This is a genomic window from Eudoraea algarum, assembly GCF_050589645.1.
In the GTDB taxonomy this organism is placed as follows: Bacteria; Bacteroidota; Bacteroidia; order Flavobacteriales; family Flavobacteriaceae; genus JBNGOQ01.
Genome location: NZ_JBNGOQ010000001.1, coordinates 117572 through 136454 on the forward strand (window position 1 = coordinate 117572; position 18883 = coordinate 136454).

15 protein-coding genes are annotated in these 18883 nt (G+C 47.5%); 11 read left to right on the plus strand and 4 right to left on the minus strand.

The window, feature by feature from the left end:
- Positions 1-52: 52 nt before the first annotated feature.
- Positions 53-940, plus strand: coding sequence for a RimK family alpha-L-glutamate ligase (locus ACRD67_RS00555; RefSeq protein ID WP_430964999.1), 888 nt, complete (start codon positions 53-55; stop codon positions 938-940).
- On the plus strand, positions 921-1883 hold the full coding sequence (locus tag ACRD67_RS00560) for a succinylglutamate desuccinylase/aspartoacylase family protein (protein WP_430965000.1): 963 nt from the start codon (positions 921-923) through the stop codon (positions 1881-1883). Before ACRD67_RS00555 ends, ACRD67_RS00560 begins: the two co-directional genes overlap by 20 nt.
- A gap of 15 nt (positions 1884-1898) precedes the next feature.
- On the opposite strand, the gene ACRD67_RS00565 is transcribed toward ACRD67_RS00560, so the two are convergent.
- Positions 1899-3077, minus strand: a complete 1179-nt coding sequence (locus tag ACRD67_RS00565; protein ID WP_430965001.1) for an acetyltransferase domain-containing protein — start codon at positions 3075-3077, stop codon at positions 1899-1901.
- A 112-nt stretch (positions 3078-3189) separates the two neighbouring features.
- Positions 3190-6039 carry a beta propeller repeat protein gene (locus ACRD67_RS00570; RefSeq protein ID WP_430965002.1) on the minus strand — a complete coding sequence of 950 codons (2850 nt, stop codon included), beginning with the start codon at positions 6037-6039 and terminating at the stop codon, positions 3190-3192.
- A gap of 405 nt (positions 6040-6444) precedes the next feature.
- Between ACRD67_RS00570 and ACRD67_RS00575 the strand changes: the two genes are divergently transcribed.
- Positions 6445-7743, plus strand: coding sequence for an aminopeptidase P family protein (locus ACRD67_RS00575; RefSeq protein WP_430965003.1), 1299 nt, complete (start codon positions 6445-6447; stop codon positions 7741-7743).
- Positions 7744-7792: 49 nt separating this feature from the next.
- Here ACRD67_RS00575 and brnQ read toward each other — a convergent pair whose 3' ends face one another.
- Entirely contained in the window at positions 7793-9085 is a 1293-nt protein-coding gene (gene brnQ / locus ACRD67_RS00580) for a branched-chain amino acid transport system II carrier protein (RefSeq protein ID WP_430965004.1), read from the minus strand.
- Between the two features lie 269 nt (positions 9086-9354).
- On the opposite strand from brnQ, the gene ACRD67_RS00585 reads away from it, so the two are divergent.
- Entirely contained in the window at positions 9355-9609 is a 255-nt protein-coding gene (locus tag ACRD67_RS00585) for a DUF1660 family phage protein (RefSeq protein ID WP_430965005.1), read from the plus strand.
- On the opposite strand, the gene thiL is transcribed toward ACRD67_RS00585, so the two are convergent.
- Entirely contained in the window at positions 9610-10659 is a 1050-nt protein-coding gene (gene thiL, locus ACRD67_RS00590; protein ID WP_430965006.1) for a thiamine-phosphate kinase, read from the minus strand.
- A gap of 79 nt (positions 10660-10738) precedes the next feature.
- Here thiL and ACRD67_RS00595 point away from each other — a divergent pair, with 79 nt between their 5' ends.
- The 7 genes from ACRD67_RS00595 to ACRD67_RS00625 all read left to right on the plus strand — a co-directional run bounded on the left by ACRD67_RS00595 (position 10739) and on the right by ACRD67_RS00625 (position 18861).
- Positions 10739-12001, plus strand: a complete 1263-nt coding sequence (locus ACRD67_RS00595; protein ID WP_430965007.1) for a choice-of-anchor B family protein — start codon at positions 10739-10741, stop codon at positions 11999-12001.
- Entirely contained in the window at positions 12001-13350 is a 1350-nt protein-coding gene (locus ACRD67_RS00600) for a hypothetical protein (RefSeq protein WP_430965008.1), read from the plus strand. Before ACRD67_RS00595 ends, ACRD67_RS00600 begins: the two co-directional genes overlap by 1 nt.
- Before the next feature lie 137 nt (positions 13351-13487).
- A complete protein-coding gene (locus ACRD67_RS00605; protein ID WP_430965009.1) occupies positions 13488-13817 on the plus strand; it encodes a HesB/IscA family protein in 330 nt (109 codons plus the stop codon).
- 65 nt (positions 13818-13882) lie between these two features.
- Complete coding sequence (sufB, locus tag ACRD67_RS00610) at positions 13883-15328, plus strand: Fe-S cluster assembly protein SufB (protein ID WP_430965010.1); 1446 nt, start codon at positions 13883-13885, stop codon at positions 15326-15328.
- Positions 15329-15432: 104 nt separating this feature from the next.
- Entirely contained in the window at positions 15433-16185 is a 753-nt protein-coding gene (gene sufC, locus ACRD67_RS00615) for a Fe-S cluster assembly ATPase SufC (RefSeq protein WP_430965011.1), read from the plus strand.
- Between the two features lie 98 nt (positions 16186-16283).
- Positions 16284-17600 carry a Fe-S cluster assembly protein SufD gene (sufD, locus tag ACRD67_RS00620; RefSeq protein ID WP_430965012.1) on the plus strand — a complete coding sequence of 439 codons (1317 nt, stop codon included), beginning with the start codon at positions 16284-16286 and terminating at the stop codon, positions 17598-17600.
- 34 nt (positions 17601-17634) lie between these two features.
- Entirely contained in the window at positions 17635-18861 is a 1227-nt protein-coding gene (locus ACRD67_RS00625) for an aminotransferase class V-fold PLP-dependent enzyme (protein ID WP_430965013.1), read from the plus strand.
- Positions 18862-18883 lie beyond the last annotated feature (22 nt).

The following is an 18883-nucleotide window of genomic DNA, read 5'->3' on the forward strand; positions in this document are numbered from 1 at the left end:
TAATTTTTGACCGATATTACATACGTAAAACAAAAACCGATCGAATTTTAAAATGGACATTGGGTTATTATCGGTAAGCATGAATGTCTATTCCACCAAGCGATTGGCCGAAGAGGCCGAGAAATTGGGCCATTATATAGAACTGATAGACCATACCAAATGCTCCGTAAAATTGGGATTGGGAAGACCCGAGATTTATCTGGGGGAGGAGAATGTCACCAATGAGTTCGATGCCATTATTCCAAGAATTGGTGCCAAGGTCACCCGTCACGGGGCGGCCATTGTAAAACAGTTTGAGATGAACGGCATTTTTAGCACAGCCCGTTCCTTGGGCATCACCCGGGCCAGGAACAAAGTGCGCACTTTGCAGATCATGGCGCGTAAGGGCATCCCTATACCGGAGACGCTTTTTTCCATTAATCCCGACAACATCGAGGAGCAGATCAACTTACTTGGCGGTCCGCCGGTCATTATTAAACTCCAGGAAGGCACCCAAGGTTTGGGAGTCATTTTGGCCGAAAGTAAGAAGTCGGCCAAATCGATCATCGATACTTTTTACAAAATGAACACCAGTATTCTCATCCAAAAATATATTGAAGAATCCAATGGGGAGGACATCCGTATTTTTGTGGTGGGCCATAAGGTAGTAGCCGCCATGAAACGCCGCAGTGCACTGGGCGAATTTAGATCCAACGTACACCGGGGGGGCGATACCGAGGCGGTGAAGCCCACGGCCAAAGAACAATATATAGCGCTCAATGCGGTAAAATACCTGGGCCTGGGAGTAGCGGGCGTAGACCTGATCCGTTCTAAAAAGGGACCACTGTTGATCGAGGTAAACGCTTCTCCAGGGCTACAGGGGATAGAAGCGGCAACGGGTGTCAACATTGCTAGGGAAGTCATTTTATTTGTGCAAAAAAATGGAGGTAGAAGAAAATAAGGATATCGTGATTGGAGGGGATACGGTATCTCCGGGAGAACAAAAATTACTTACTATAAGTATTGACCGTTTGCCCACGGGAACCCTGATCGATATCCCCGTTTACGTGTTCAATGCAAAAAAACCTGGCCCTACCGTTTTGGTGCAGGCAGGATTGCATGGGGACGAGATCAACGGCATAGAGATCGTTCGCCGGATGCTCCACGAAAAGCGGTTCAAAATCACCAAGGGGGCGGTCATTGCCGTACCGATATTGAATATTTTTGGGTTTATCCATTTTTCCCGGGATGTCCCCGACGGGAAAGATGTAAACCGGAGCTTCCCAGGTACCAAATCGGGCTCCATGGCCAGTCGGATAGCCTATCACTACGTATCCGAAATCATGCACCAGATGGATTATGGGATTGATCTGCATACCGGAGGATCGCAGCGACATAACTTTCCTCAGATCCGGTATACCATCGAGGACGGGGAAAGTGTAGAACTTGCCAAGGTGTTTAATGCCCCCTTTTCATTTTCATCCAGATTGATCCGTGGCTCCTTTCGCAATGCCGCCTTCAAAATGAAAAAACCTACCATCGTTTTTGAGGCCGGGGAAAGCATGCGATTTGATGATTTTGCTATAAGCGAGGGCATGCAGGGGATACTCAATGTGCTGAAGCACTTTAAGATGATCACTAAAATTGAACCGCGGTATACCGAACGATCCACCTCGGTTCATATACAGGACAGAAAATGGTTGCGCGCTCCTACCGCTGGGATGTTCATCCCAGAGATTACCAATGGCTGCGAACTTAAAAAGGGACAACAAATAGGTATGGTGACGGACACCTATGCCAAAAACAGCAAGAAAATAAAGGCCCCATATGACGGTTATGTATTCTGCATCAACCACCAAGCCGTGGTCAATCAGGGCGATGCGCTTTTCCACGTAGGGCGTTAAGGGCCTATCCCATATTTAGAGGTAACTCAACCACCATTTTTCCCTATGGGAACTTTTGTAGGTATCGTACCAGCTACACAGCGGATAGAGGGCAAGCACAATAAGGACCCAAAGCAGGTATACCGTCCATAACCCAAAACCATATCCTTGTAATTCGGGTTGTAGGGTAATCCACAGATCAATGATCATATCCGAAAAATCAAATCCTGTTGCAATGGCTGCCACTACGGCCACAGCATGTATCACATACAGGTGCACAATGTAAAAGAACATAGGTACGCGGCCAATGGTCACCAGTTTGTCCATAAGGGCCCCCTGCCATTTTTCGGCAAAGGCCAGGAAGAGAATGGAGGGTCCCAGGGTAATCAATAAATACATCAGCGAGGGCGGGTATTTGGTGACGTTAAAAAAGGACATGATGGTAAAACCCATGGATTCTTGGGGGGACCAGAAATAAGGATCCCCATACAGGTTAAGAAAGCGCAGTACAAAGAAAAGTGCCGTAATCCCCAATCCCAGCTGCCACAGTTTTTTGAACCGGTCCGCTGCACTTACAGTGGGTCTGTACCATGCACCAAAGTAATATCCCAGGGGCATGACAAAAATCCAGGGAATCAAGGGATAGCCCACGAAGACCTGCATAAAGCCCAGGTCTACCAAATTAAATACGTGTATAAAGGTCCATAGGCCAGAGGCCAACGGATTGGCAGGCGCAAACGCGTCCAAAAAATTATGCCCCAAAATAACGATGACAGACAGGGCTATCATGAATTTTTTGGGAAGATGGATAAAAGCCGCCAAGAAGATCATGCTTATGCCCAGCACCCAGATGACCTGAAGGACCACACCGGAATAATCCAACTTGAACATCCAAGCAAGTTTTATAATGGTGAATTCGGCAATGACCAACCAAAGCCCTCTTTTGAAGAGCCAGCCCGAAAGGGATTTTTTGTCCCTGCGTTGCCCAACAAAAAAAGCTGAGGTACCTGCCAAAAAGACAAAGACCGGGGCACAAAAATGGGTTACAAAGCGCGTCCAGAAAAGTGCGCCATTGGTTTTGGTAAGGTCCGTGGGATCAAAGAAGTAGGCATCATAGTGAAAGTAATCGCGGACATGGTCCAAGGCCATGATGACCATGACCAATCCCCTTAAGAGGTCAATGGATCGAATTCTTTTTTTTCTGTCGGAAGTCATAATGTTTGTTTTACAGTGGTTTTAATAACAGATTGTCCGGTTACAAACTTAGGGGGAATGGTGTGTTAAAACAATCCGGAAATTGCGGATTTAGCACGGGGGATTACATCCGCTATTCAATTTTAAATGTCGTTCTTTCCAGCGTGCCATCACCGGAAATTTCTATGTAATAATTTCCCTTCGGAAGATAGGTCTTGCCATCATTGGCTTCATCAAGTTGGGTCTTGTACTTCCTAAGATAAGCCGATTTTCCACTTTTGGAAAAAGCCACATCATAGGATAAAATATTGAACCCACGGGGGGTTTCGATTTCCGTGGCACTTACCTCTACCTGGTCGGCGGTCTTTATGCTAACCTTGCATTTCCCTGCCTTGGCGGTATAGAAGGTAAGGTCAATTCCAGGTGTGTTGGGCCTGGACCAGGGACTGGCCGCATTGCCCCAACTTTTGGAATGTTTCACCTTTCCTATACCAAAGACCACAAGCTCCTTGCGCATGGCTTCGGGGGTAAGCTCCTGTAGCGCGGCAATGTTGGCCCTATAGATGCTCCTTCCATGCGTGCCTACCAAGAGGTGTTTTTCCCTGGGCTGAATGGCCAGATCATGTACCGCCACATTGGGCATGCCGTTTTGAAATACCTCCCAGGAATTACCTTGGTCAAAGGAAACATAGACCCCATTATCCGTACCTGCAAAAAGGAGGTTTTCGTTTTGGGGATCTTCCAAAATGACATTGACCGGGGAAGGTGGTATGTTGCCCGCAATATTTTTCCAAGTGGCACCATAGTCATCGCTCTTATAAATGTAGGGGGTAAAATCGTCCCAACGGTAGCCGTTTAGACCTACATAGACCCGATTCTTTTTATGCTTTGAAGCCGCCACCCGGCTCACCCAAAGTTCCTTTGGAAAGCTTTCGGAGATCAACTCCCAACTGCCGCCCCCGTTGCGGGTCACATGAACCAGACCATCATCGCTACCGGTATAGAGCACCCCAAACTTAAGCGGTGATTCAGAAAGGGTGGTCAAAGTGCCGTAGGCCACATTTCCCTTTTTTCCACCCTGGGTAAGGTCATCGGAAATGACCTCCCAATCGTCCCCTTGGTTCAGCGATCGGTGCAATTTGTGACTCCCCAGATATACAATATCCTGATTGTGCGGTGAAAGGAGAATGGGTGTTTGCCAATTGAATCGATAGGGCAGTTCGCCCAAATTGTGTTTGGGCTGTACGGCCTTGCGCTTTCCTTTGGCAAGGTCCAACCTAAAATAATTCCCAAACTGAAAACCGGTGTATACCAGGTTGGCATCCCGGGCATCGATCTGTACTTGCATACCGTCCCCGCCCAAAATGGATTTCCAGGCGTAGTGGCCGGTCTGTTGCCAGCCTCTGCTCTCCTTGGCGTTGTGCGGCCCTTTCCAAACCCCGTTGTCCTGCAGTCCGCCATAGACGTTATAGGGGTCTTCGTCATCCACGTTTATGGCGTAGAACTGGCCTACGGAGGGCGAGTTGTTCTTGGTCCAATGGGCCCCATCGTCATAGGAGATATTGAGTCCGCCATCGTTTCCGTTGATCAAATGTCCGGGTATTTTTGGATTCACCCAAAGCGCATGGTGGTCTGCATGCACATTGTCGTCGCTGATCGATGTCCAGCTGTTGCCTCCATCATCGGAGGTCAGCAAGGGAACCCCCGCGATATAAATTTTATCTTTATTATGTGCCGCCACGCGGATCTGCGCAAAATAGTACCCATAGCTATAGAAGAGGTCGTTGATGTACTTTTGGTTCATTTTCTTCCAAGTGGCACCGGCGTCATCACTGCGATATACCTCCGCACCAATGACAGGGGTGTCAAACAAAAGGGAGTTTGCATTTACCAGGTAGTTGTATAGGTCAACCGGCTTTATGGACGCTGAACGCACCATTTGTTTTACCGTGTCTGCCCGATATTTTTTCGGGAACCCCTTGGCTTTCAAAAAAGCGTCCAATTTCTGATCGGACAGTTTTAGGAAGGCATCAACGGACAGATCCTTAAAATCTTCCTTTTGGAGTTCGTCCGACCGCTTTGGGTCCACTTCGGTCTTGCCCCTTCTGAACTGACTGTCGTGCACAGCATATACCGTATTGGCATCGTAGACCGCCAGACCAATTCGGCCCACACCTTCGCCTGTGGGAAAACCGCTTTCAGGGGTTGAGACCTTGGTCCAGCTGTTCCCACCGTCCATACTTTTATAAATGCCAGAGTCCGACCCATTGCCGCTAAAGTTCCACGCTTTCCGATCTTTCTGCCAGGCGGCGGCGTACAGGGTATTAAAGTTGCCCGGGTCATGGGCCACATCAATGATGCCGGTTTCGTCATTGATGAAAAGGGTTTTTTGCCAGGTGTTGCCACCATCCGTAGTCTTGTATACGCCACGTTCCTCGTTGGGGGAGTACAGATGTCCGGTTACCCCCACCACCACTTCATCCGGATTGTTGGGGTTGATCAGGATACGGCCAATATGGTGCGAATCGGTTAGCCCCATATTTTGCCAGCTGTCTCCACCATCCGTGGATTTTAAAATGCCGATACCGGCATAGGAGGAACGTGATGCATTGTTCTCCCCGGTGCCCACCCACAGCGTGCCCGAGGCCCAATCCACGGCGATGTCCCCAATGTTCTGCGTCTCGGAGCTGTCCAAGACCGGGACGAAAGAGGTGCCATTATTGCGTGTATACCATAGGCCACCGGAGGCGTAGGCCACATAGAACTCTACTGTACGATTTGGATTTACGGCAACGTCCACCACACGTCCGCTCATCACCGTTGGCCCAATATTGACCAGGGGTATATTTTTCACCAAGGAGGTGGCCTCCATCTGTTTTTTTTGTTTTAGGGCGTTCTCCATAGTGGCGGCTGAAGTTGGCCTGGGCTGTGAAAACAATAAAGTGCTGTAGCTCAATAAAAAAAGGAGGTATAATTTTTTCATTTGCAATACGCTTGGAATTTGCTTGGTGAAGTTATGAATTTGGCAGACCGATGACAAAACTTTTATTGCGACCGGGAAATGGCTATTTTTGAGGAGATCAAGGAAGAATGATGGGCATTGATTCCTGCCTGCGCAGGAATGACAAAACGGAAAGGCGGAATGGTAAAATGGGGAAAGACCTAGGAATCCAAAATGGATCAAACAATAACCGATTGTCCTAGCGCTGTTGGGCCAAATAAAATGTCATTCCTGCGCAAGCAGGAATCCAGAAAACACATAATCACTATTCATCCGTATTATGTTTTTATCTTTATCGATTAAAGGAACCAACATCTTGTGCGGGAATGACAAAACGAACGGGGCAGTAGTCCTTTGGTCCAAATAAAACAAAACATCACAACCAATATGAAGTATCACCAAATAGATAACGGCCTTTTCAAAAAGAACCGCAAAAAGTTCATGGCGCAAATGAAACCACAAAGTATCGCCGTGTTCAATTCCAATGATATTTATCCCATAAGTGCGGATAGCACCATGCCCTTTGAGCAGCACAGGGATATCTTTTATCTCAGCGGTGCCGATCAGGAGGAAACTATTTTGGTGCTCTTTCCGGATGCTTTGGATCCCAAACACCGCGAGCTGTTGTTTGTACGTGAGACCAATGAGCACATTGCGGTCTGGGAAGGAGAAAAACTGACCAAGGAAAGGGCCACCGAGGTTTCCGGAATACAGACGGTGTATTGGTTGTCCGACTTTGAAAAAGTCTTTTTTGATCTGATGACCGAGGCCCACATTATTTATTTCAATACCAACGAACATTATCGCCAGGCTGTGGAGACCCAGACCCGTGAAGATCGCTTTATACAGATGTGCAGGGATAAGTTTCCCGCCCACCAACAGGCCAAGAGCAATCCCATTTTACAAGAAATCCGTGGGGTAAAGGAAACCGAAGAAATCGATTTGATGCAACAGGCCTGCACCATTACGGAAAAGGGATTTCGCAGGATCTTGCAGTTTGTACGTCCGGGCGTTTGGGAGTACGAAATAGAAGCGGAATACCTGCATGAGTTTATCCGCAACCGTTCCAAGGGATTCGCCTATACCCCTATAATCGCATCGGGCAACAACGCCAATGTATTGCACTATGTCGAGAACAACCAACAATGCGCGGATGGCGACCTGCTGTTGATGGATGTTGCTGCGGAATATGCCAACTACTCCAGCGACATGACGCGGACCATTCCCGTGAACGGCCGATTCATGCCACGGCAAAAGGAGGTGTACAATGCAGTCCTCCGGGTGAAGAACGAAGCCACCAAAATGTTGGTCCCTGGAACCCTCTGGGCAGATTATCACAAGGAGGTCGGCAAGGTCATGACCTCTGAATTGCTGCAGCTCAAACTATTGGATAAGGCCGATGTACAAAATGAAAACAAGGCCTGGCCGGCCTATAAAAAATACTTCATGCACGGCACCAGCCACCATATTGGTCTGGATACGCACGACTATGGGGCCTTAAAGACCCCCATGAAGGCCGGCATGGTCTTTACCGTGGAGCCGGGCATCTATATTCCAGAGGAAAAAATGGGTATACGGATAGAGGACAATGTGGTCATCCAGGAACAAGGCGAGCCGTTTAACCTGATGCGGAATATTCCGATCATGGCAGTGGAAATCGAAGAATTGATGCAAAAAAATAGATAAAGATTCCCCTCCCGGTCTAAGGGAAAAGCTATAGGTTTTTCGGGTTTTCTTATTTCTTCAATCCCGGGAAATCCCTTTTCATTTCCATAACATTGGCCAGTACAAAACCCAGTACGGCCGGAAGCACCCAACCCATGTTCAGGGACCCTAGGGGTATCCAACCTTTTATGGGGGCAATAAGGTCTTCCAGTCCGATACTGCCCAAAAAATCGGGGATACTGAAAATGATAGTGGCCATCACCACACTCTTAAAAACCAAGGGGGAGGCAAACTTGTTGGGAAGGATGTTCAATAGAATCAGGACTATGGTAATCGGATAAATAAACATCAGCGCGGGAAAGGCCACCGCGATGATATAGCCCACATTAAATTGGCCCATTACTATACCCAAGAGGCATCCGACAACTGCGGTTATGGTATACGCCCGCTGTGAATCCCCAAAGCGGTATTTTACAAAGTCGGCCGTGCCTGTCACGATGCCCACGGCTGTGGTAAAGCAGGCCAATCCCACCAAAATACTCAGAAAGAGGTTGGCGGTGCTGCCCAGGGTTTTAATGCTGATCCCGTTCAAGAGGCCGGTCCTGGAAATCGCAGCATCGAACTCGCCGTGCATCAAGGCACCGGTAAAGATCAGTCCGGCATAGATTAAAAGGAGGGCCAACCCGGCCAACCAGCCTGCCCGTCTGATCAAGCCCTTTTTCTCCTCGTAGCCGGCATCGGTGTTCTTAAGATTGATAGATATAATAATCACGCCCCCGACCACTACGGCACCTATGGCATCAAAGGTCTGGTAACCCTCTAGCACGCCATGGGAAAACGGATGCGCAAAGGCCGTGGCGCCAAAGACCAGCTCGAAAGAAAATGCGGTAACCCCTATGATGGTCAATAAAATGAGGATAATGGCAGGTGTCAAAAGCTTGCCTATGATATCCAATATTTTGCTGCGGTTCATGACGAAGATAAACACCAGCACAAAATAGATGATACTGGTGAGCAGGGAGGAAGTGCTAAAAAATGGGGCTATGGCCATCTCATGGGTTACCGATGCGGTTCTGGGTGACGGAAGGCTTATGGAGATGGCATAAATGATAAAGGAATAAATCAGGCTAAAGGCGGGCGATACTTTTTTCCCAAAGTCGAATATGGTGCCCTGTAATTTGGCATGGGCCAAAATGCCACAGAGCGGAATTAACACGGCGGAGATACAAAAACCCAAGGTGACCAACCACCAGAGTTCGCCCGATTTAAATCCCAATTGCGGGGGCAAAATCAAATTGCCCGCCCCAAAGAATAATGAAAAAAGGGCAAAGGCGGTAACAAAGGTCTCTTTGGTCTTGTACATGAATGAAATTATGCGGCAAGATAAGTGAAAACAAAAGATCTAAAAGCAGCAGCTCATCGGAAAATTATATCCTTTTGTCGAAAAAAAATACGTTCATCGAAAATATATAAAAAATCATGGAGGGTACCCAATAAAGTGTACCACGGTACCGTTGTAGTGATAAAGTACTTTAATCAAAGGCTTTTAAACAATTGACCAATAGATTAATATTGAAGTTTGCAAAATAATGATCCCAAATCTTATTCTTGCTTCCCCTAAAACCTACTTGTATGAAAAAAGCATTTTCTAACTATGGCATCAAACTGAGTTCAGTTTTTTGCAACCTCTTTGGACACCATTATGCCGTTTCCAAAAAAGTGACCCTTCACATTAAAGAGTATAAATGTATCCATTGCAACAAACAGGTAACCACTGATGTCAGTGGTAGCCTTTCCGCACTTACCCCTGAACTTCAGGACATTAACGATACACTGGAGAATTTATATCAAAAAAGACATAGAGCCGCCCCACAACAGGTGGCTTAATTATGCTTTGGCAAGTGAATTCCAACCCTGAGCGGTCAATGGAATTTTAGAGATATTCCTGGAAATCAAATGTGCACCTTCACTTTTGGCTGTCATATGCCCCACGACAGTCAAATTAGGATTGCCTTTTATTTTCGGGAATTCTTTTTGGTCCACAGTGAACAACAGTTCATAGTCTTCTCCTCCGCTGAGCGCCACCATAGTGCTGTCCAGGCCAAATTCCTCACAGCTCGAAATGACCGTGGGATCCAAGGGGATCTTATCCTCATATAGATTGCACCCCACCTCGCTTTGTTTACAAAGGTGCAGGATTTCCGAGGAAAGGCCATCGCTGATGTCTATCATAGCGGTGGGATGCACGCCCAGTTTGTCCAGAAGAGCAACCATATCCTTTCTCGCCTCAGGTTTTAATTGCCGCTCCACGATATAGGAATAGGCATCAAGGTCTGGTTGATTGTTCGGATTTACCTTAAACACTTCCTTTTCCCGTTCAAGTACCTGCAGCCCCATATAGGCGCCGCCAAGGTCCCCGGTAACGACCAAAAGGTCATTGGGTTTTGCCCCATTTCTATACACAATTTTGTTTTCCATGGCTGCTCCAATGGCGGTAATGCTAATGAGCATACCCTTGGTGGAAGAGGTAGTATCCCCTCCCACGACGTCTACCCCGTAGGTTTTGGCCGCCAGGGCCACGCCCTCATAAAACGCCTCCAAGGCCTCCAAGGGAAATCGGTTCGAAACGGCAATGGAAACCGTAATTTGCGTAGCTATGGCGTTCATGGCATAGATATCCGAAAGATTTACCACAACTGCTTTGTAGCCTAGGTGTTTTAGGGGCATATAACTTAGGTCAAAATGAACGCCCTCTATCAGGAGGTCCGTAGACACCAAAGTTTTACGATCCTTGAAATCGAGTACGGCCGCGTCATCGCCAATACCTTTGACCGTAGATTTTTGCTGCAAGGGAAAATCCTTGGTCAGGTGGTCTATCAATCCAAATTCGCCCAGTTCCTCCAAGGAAGTCCGCTTGGGGTTTTTATCCGCTATCATGTTGCAAAAATAAGAGGATATATTTTATATCGTATATTTACTAAGAGAAAGAAAGTATCGTTTACCCAAATATATCGCTATGAGAAAGTACCCCATATGCATCCTCTTTAGCTTTTTGTGCCTAGCCTGCTCCAGTAATAGTTCGGATAATGATGATGATACCATTGGCGGGATGCAGTCCGATGATGATATGACCGGGGGCAACAACGACACCCCGATCGGGTTCTTTGCTTGTGTGGGCGGCGTGGCCGACATTTACCCTTGCAACGGGTACGATTTGTTGGGCGGTATCCCCCTTGGCATTTTCAACGCTGCTTCCGGGAATGACATATGGGGGTGGACCGATACAAGCAACAATAGGGAGTACGCTCTGGTGGGTCTCGACAATGGAACCGCTTTTGTGGATATCACGGATACAGACAATTTAGTATACCTGGGAAAATTGCCCACAGCGACGGTGGCAAGCGGATGGCGGGACATTAAGGTATTCCAGGACCATGCCTTTATCGTGTCGGAAGCGGCCGATCACGGAATGCAGGTCTTTGATCTTACCAGGCTTAGAAACGTGGCAAGTCCACCCGAAAATTTTACGGCTGATACTCGGCACACCGGTTTTGGAAATGCGCACAATATTGTCATCAATGAACAAACCGGTTTTGCCTATGCCGTGGGAACGGCCAGAGACGACGCCTTCAATGGTGGCGCCCACTTTATCAATGTCCAAGATCCCAAAAACCCTGTTGGCGTCGGCGGCTATGCGGACAATGGCTATACCCACGATGCCCAGGTCATCAGTTATAATGGTCCGGATACCGACTATACCGGGAGCGAAATTTTTGTAGGCGCCAACGAAAGTCAGATTGTATTGGCAAACGTTACGGATAAGGCCAATCCAGCCGAGATTACGACGCTGCAGTATGGAAATATTGGGTATACCCATCAGGGATGGTTTACAGAGGATCATCGGTATTTTATCCTTGGGGATGAGCTGGACGAGACAGATTTCGGATTTAACTCACGTACCTTGATTTTTGATTTTTCGGATTTGGACAATCCAGTGCTGCACGATACCTATCTAGGCCCCACGGCAGCCATAGATCACAACGGATATGTGCGGGGAGACGAATTCTTTTTGGCGAATTATACGGCCGGTGTGCGCGTCCTGGACATTTCCGGAATTGATGGCAACACTATTGTGGAAACCGGTTTTTTTGACACCTTTCCCACAAACAACACCGCCTCCTTTAATGGGGTATGGAGTGTTTACCCCTATTTTGCAAGTGAAAAGATCATCGTCAACGATATCAATACCGGACTGTTCATAATCCAAAAAGCGAACTGATGAAAAAATTGGTATATATCGTTTTTGCATTGAGCTTGCTCGCATGTTCCAATGACGAGGCTTTGGTGCTGGATGATGTGGGCGAAACACCCGCCTTTTTAGGCGAATTGGATTGGGTCCGGAATTTTGGGGGCAGTAATTCGGAAACTGCACAGTCTGTTGTGGCCACCACCGATGGCGGCTATGCCATTTTAGGGTATACCAATAGCGTGGATGGGGATATTACGGATAAGACCCTGGACGTAAATGACTATTGGCTGTTAAAATTGGACGCCGATGGAAACCTGCAGTGGAACAAAACCTATGGTGGTAGTAAGGACGATAGGGGGCAAAGTGTAATCCAAACCTCGGATGGCGGCTATGCCATTGTGGGATACGCGATGAGCGATGACGGCGATGGCAGTAACAATGAAGGCTTTCATGACAATTGGATCCTGAAATTGGATGCCTCTGGCACCGTGGAATGGGAAAGGAGCTTTGGTTTTTCGGGCCATGACCACTCCTATGATGTAGTGCAGACCGCCGATGGTGGCTACTTCTTCGTTGGGTTTTTGGACGTAACGGCCTCCAATGGGGAAGGTAATGTGGGGAAAGGCCTATCTTCCCTTACCAGACATGGCGTGGGCGAGTTTTGGGGAACTAAATTGGACGCTGCGGGCAATTTGGTTTGGCGGCGTTTTTTTGGCGGCACCAATAACGATAGGGCCTATGGCGTAGTGGCGGCACAAGATGGTGGCTTTGTGATTACCGGTTCCTCGGAGAGTACCGATTTTGATATTTCCAACACCAAGGGGAGTTATGATTTTTGGGTGGTGAAAGTATCGGATACGGGCGATTTGGTCTGGGAACGTTCCTTTGGCGGCTCGGGTATCGATAAATCCTATGGCATTGCCCGGACCTTGGACAATGCCTATGTAATTACAGGCAATACCTTTAGTACGGATACCGATATATCAAAAAACAACGGGGAATCCGATGTTTGGCTGATTAAAGTGGACGATAATGGCAATTTGCTTTGGGAGAGAACTTATGGCGGCACCCTGTTTGATGCCGCACGGAAAGTGCGTTCCCTAGCGGATGGCGGATTTTTGATTTCGGGAAATTCCAAGAGCGCCGACATGGACGCCACTTCCAATGCCGGGGAAAATGATCTTTGGTTCCTGAGGACCGACAGCGAGGGCAACTTAAGCTGGCAGCATTCCTATGGGGGTTCCGGTTTGGATTACGGCTTCGATGCCCTGGAAAACCCGGACAAAAGCATCCTTTTGGTAGGCGAGACCGCAAGCACCGATTTCCTGGACCTACAGAGCAAAGGGAACACCGATCTGGTGGTGCTGAAAGTCAAATAAACTACCCGGCCATTTTTCTTTGATCTGACCATAGAAAACGCTTATCATTCCATACGTTATAATAATGTTAGGAAATGTGGTAAAACCCCACTTATATCCTATATTTGTAAACTATTTAGAATAAATCCAATTAAGATATGATCAAAGTATCGGAAACAGCCAAGCAAAGGGTAATCGCCTTGATGACGGAGGAGGGATTCAATGCCGAGAAGGATTTTGTGCGGGTAGGCGTAAAGAGCGGCGGTTGCAGCGGACTGTCCTATGAATTGGGCTTTGACGACAAGACCGATGCTACGGATAAGGTCTTTGAAGACAATGCCGTACGGATCATTGTGGACAAAAAGAGTTTTCTCTATTTGGTGGGCACCACGCTTGAATATTCAGGAGGATTGAACGGCAAAGGATTTGTATTTAACAACCCGAATGCCCAAAGAACCTGTGGCTGTGGGGAGAGTTTTTCCTTATAGCAGGGCGATTTGAACAAGAACTAATTAGTCAATTGGCCTATTGAGAAATTGTTACATTAAGAAGAATGGCGTATACAGAGGAAGAATTAAAGAAAGAGCTCGAAACCAAGGAATACGAATACGGTTTCTATACGGATATTGAATCCGATACCTTTCCGAAAGGGCTCAATGAGGATATTGTCAGGGCAATTTCCAAAAAGAAGGAAGAGCCGGAATGGATGACCGAGTGGCGACTGGAAGCCTTTCGTGCCTGGAAGGAAATGGAGGAACCGGAATGGGCCAACGTTACCTACAAGAAACCGGAGTTCCAGGATATTTCTTATTACTCGGCCCCCAATAAAAAGCCCAAGTACAACAGTTTGGACGAGGTAGATCCGGAATTGCTGGACACCTTTAAAAAATTGGGAATTTCCCTGGACGAACAAAAAAAATTGGCCGGTGTTGCCGTAGATATCGTTATGGATTCGGTATCCGTGGCCACCACTTTTAAGAAGACTCTGGCCGAAAAGGGCATAATTTTCTGTTCCATTTCCGAGGCCATACAGGAACATCCGGAACTGGTAAGGAAACATATTGGCACCGTAGTGCCGCAAAAGGACAACTTTTACGCGGCCCTGAATTCTGCGGTATTCTCCGACGGATCTTTCTGCTATATTCCCAAGGGCGTACGCTGCCCCATGGAGCTGTCCACGTATTTTAGAATCAATCAGGCCGGCACCGGCCAGTTCGAAAGAACCCTGGTCATTGCTGACGAGGGGAGTTATGTGAGCTACCTGGAGGGCTGCACGGCCCCATCTAGGGATGAGAACCAACTGCACGCCGCCGTTGTGGAGCTGATCGCCCTGGACGATGCCGAAATAAAATATTCTACCGTACAGAACTGGTTTCCCGGGGACAAGAACGGTAAAGGAGGCGTCTTTAATTTCGTGACCAAGAGGGGCTTGTGCGAAAAGAACGCAAAAATCTCATGGACCCAAGTAGAAACAGGTTCAGCCATTACCTGGAAGTATCCCTCCTGCATCCTTAAAGGAGATAATTCCATTGGTGAATTCTATTCCATCGCGGTGACCAATAATTATCAGCAGGCCGATACCGGGACCAAGATGATTCATTTAGGGAAGAACACAAAGAGCACGATTATCTCGAAGGGAATATCGGCGGGAAAATCACAAAACAGCTATCGCGGGCTCGTACAGGTGAACAGTAGGGCAAAAAACGCCCGGAACTTTTCGCAATGCGACTCCCTGTTGATGGGGAACGAATGTGGGGCCCACACTTTTCCATATATAGAAGCCAAGAACAAATCGGCCCAGATAGAACATGAGGCAACGACCAGTAAGATCGGTGAAGATCAAATTTTCTACTGCAACCAAAGGGGAATAGATACCGAAAAGGCCATTGCCTTGATCGTTAATGGATTTAGCAAGGAGGTCTTGAACAAGTTGCCCATGGAATTTGCGGTCGAGGCCCAAAAATTGTTGGAAATAAGCCTGGAAGGTTCGGTAGGATAGGTAAAAAGACAAAGCGGGTGCCCATGGGTAAGACCAGCATCCAATAAAATAAATTTAAAAGAAGCCTTAGGCTTCAGATCAGTTTAAATAAACCGCAGAGCAGAATGTTGAAAATCAAAGACCTACATGCAAGTGTAGAGGACAAGGAAATATTAACGGGCATAAACCTGGAGGTCAATGCCGGTGAGGTGCATGCCATTATGGGGCCCAATGGCTCAGGCAAAAGCACTTTGGCCGCCGTCATAGCGGGCAAGGAGGAATTTGAGGTCACCAAGGGACAGGTGTTTCTGGATGGAGAAGATCTGGAGGACACGGCCCCTGAGGAACGGGCCCATAAAGGCATTTTTCTTTCCTTTCAGTACCCGGTGGAAATCCCAGGGGTTTCGGTCACCAATTTCATGAAAACGGCGATCAACGAATCACGCAAAGCCAGGGGCCTGGAGGACATGCCCGCTAATCAGATGTTAAAGCTTATCCGTGAGAAATCGGAACTGTTGGACATAGACCGCAGATTCCTGTCGCGTTCCCTGAATGAAGGCTTTTCGGGTGGAGAGAAAAAAAGGAACGAAATCTTTCAATTGGCGATGTTGGAGCCCAAACTGGCCATTTTGGACGAAACCGATTCCGGTTTGGATATTGATGCCCTTCGTATTGTGGCCAATGGGGTAAACAAACTGAGGAGCAAGGACAACGCCGTAATCGTGATAACGCACTACCAGCGCCTGTTGGAGTATATTGTTCCCGATTTTGTGCATGTGTTGCACAACGGTAAGATCGTAAAATCCGGGACCAAGGAACTGGCCCTGGAGTTAGAGGAAAAAGGGTACGATTGGATCAAACAGGAAACGGTGGTGTAAGGTTTATTTGGTTTCCGGTTATGGCAACGATAACAAAATAAACCAGTGTGATCCTGAAACGTCAAACAAGGTTTGATAAACAAGAAACTATTAAAAAGATGGATTTAAAAGATAAATTGGTTTCCTCCTTCCTGGCTTTCGAGAACAATATTGATGTAGACGATCCCGTGCACGATATTCGATCAGAGGCCTTACGGGTCTTTGAAGGGAAGGGCTTCCCTTCAAAAAAGGACGAAGCTTGGAAATACACCTCCCTGAACAGCTTGAAAAAAGTAGATTTTAGCATTTTTCCCAGCGAGGTGGATGCCTTGGAATACAAGGAGGTCAAGAAGTACTTTCTGCATGAAATGGATACCTATAAGATCGTTTTTATCGACGGTATCTACAGTTCCTTCCTTTCGGAGACCACACATGACGGGGTAGACGTATGTCTTATGAGTGCGGCCCTCAACAAGCCAAAATACAGGGCGGTCATTGATGTGTATTTTAACAAAGTAGCCTCCCAGGAGGAATCCCTCACCAATCTGAACACCGCTTTTAGCAAGGAAGGGGCCTATATTTACATTCCCAAGAACAAGGTAGCTCAAAAACCGATAGAAATATTGCATTTTTCCACCGGTAACGAAGCGGCCCTGCTGTTACAACCACGCAGTTTGATCATTGCGGAGGACAATGCCGAGCTTCAGGTGATCGAAAGGCACCAGAGCTTAACGAAGAACGAGGTGTTCACGAATTCAGTGACCGAGATTTTCGCGGCCAAGGATGCCATCGTGGATTATTACAAGGTGCAGAACGATGTGGCCACGGCCTCCCTGATAGACAACACCTACATTTCACAAAAGGACAGTAGCCTGGTAAAAGTGCATACCTTTTCCTTTGGGGGAAAGCTTACCCGTAACAACCTCAATTTTTACCAAAACGGGGAACGTATAGATTCTACCATGAAAGGGGTCACCATTCTTGGGGAGAGGCAGCATGTAGACCATCATACCTTGGTACATCACAAAGAACCCAACTGTGAAAGCCATCAGGATTACAAGGGGATCTACGGTGAAAAGTCCACCGGGGTCTTCAACGGAAAGATCATTGTGGACAAGATCGCGCAAAAGACCAATGCCTTTCAGCAGAACAACAATATTTTGGTGAGCGACAAGGCTACCATCAATACAAAACCCCAACTGGAGATATTTGCAGACGATGTAAAATGCTCCCATGGCTGTACCATTGGTCAATTGGATGAGGAAGCATTGTTCTATTTGCAGTCCAGGGGAATTCCAAAGAAAGAAGCCAGGGCACTGCTCATGTACGCTTTTGCCAATAATGTGTTGGAGAGTGTTCGCATTCCGGAACTTAAGAGAAGAATCAATAAATTGATCGCCAATAAACTAGGGGTCAACCTGGGATTCGATCTGTAAAATCATAAGTAAGGCCATTGGGATCACGCAAAGTATGATACAAACTGCATTGGATATACAGACCATTCGCAAAGATTTCCCCATCCTAAACAGGAAGGTCAATGGAAATCCGTTAGTGTACCTGGACAACGCCGCTACCTCACAGACGCCGCAGCAGGTCATTGATGTGATCGTGGATTACTACAGCAGCTACAATGCCAATATCCATAGGGGCGTGCACGCACTGTCACAGGAGGCTACGGATGCCTATGAGAACGCACGGCACAAAATCCAAACGCATTTCAATATAGCAAAGCCCCAGGAAGTTATCCTTAGCTCAGGGACCACCCATAGTATTAATCTGGTCGCCAACGGATTTTCCTCACTTTTGAAAAAGGGGGATGAGGTATTGGTCTCGGCCATGGAACATCATTCCAATATTGTTCCCTGGCAAATGCTGTGCGAACGTACTGGGGCCGTCCTAAAGGTCATCCCCATGAGCTTGGAGGGGGAATTGCTAATGGACGAATACCGAGCTTTGCTCTCTCCGCGCACAAAACTGGTATTTTGCAACCATGTTTCCAATGCCTTGGGGACCATCAACCCCATTCAAGAAATTATAGACGAGGCCCATAAGGTGGGCGCGGCGGTCGTTATAGATGGTGCCCAGGCAGCACCGCACATCAAGGCCGACATGCAACAATTGGACGTGGATTTTTACACCGTTTCCGCGCATAAACTTTGTGGTCCCACGGGTGTGGGCATGCTTTATGGCAAAGAGGAATGGCTTACCAAATTACCACCCTACCAAGGGGGCGGGGAAATGATCGCCGAGGTAACTTTTGAAAAGACCACCTATGCGGACCTACCACATAAGTTTGAGGCAGGCACCCCCAATATATGTGGCGGAATCGCTTTTGGCGCAGCCTTGGACTATCTAAACGCCATAGGAATGGAAAGCATAGCCCAATACGAGCATGAACTGTTGACCTATGCCACGCAACAACTTTTAAATATCGAGGGGTTAAAGATTTACGGTACGGCAAAGGAAAAGACTTCCGTGATTTCCTTTAATATCGAAGGGATTCACCCCTACGACATTGGCACGATCCTGGACAAACTGGGTATAGCCGTACGAACGGGACACCACTGCGCCCAACCGGTTATGGATTTCTTTGGGATACCCGGAACGGTAAGGGCCAGTTTTAGCTTTTATAATACCAAGGAAGAAGTAGATCTGCTGGTCAAGGCCGTGGAGCGCGCCCGGTCGATGTTACTTTAAATTGTTGAATAGCTAAGGGACT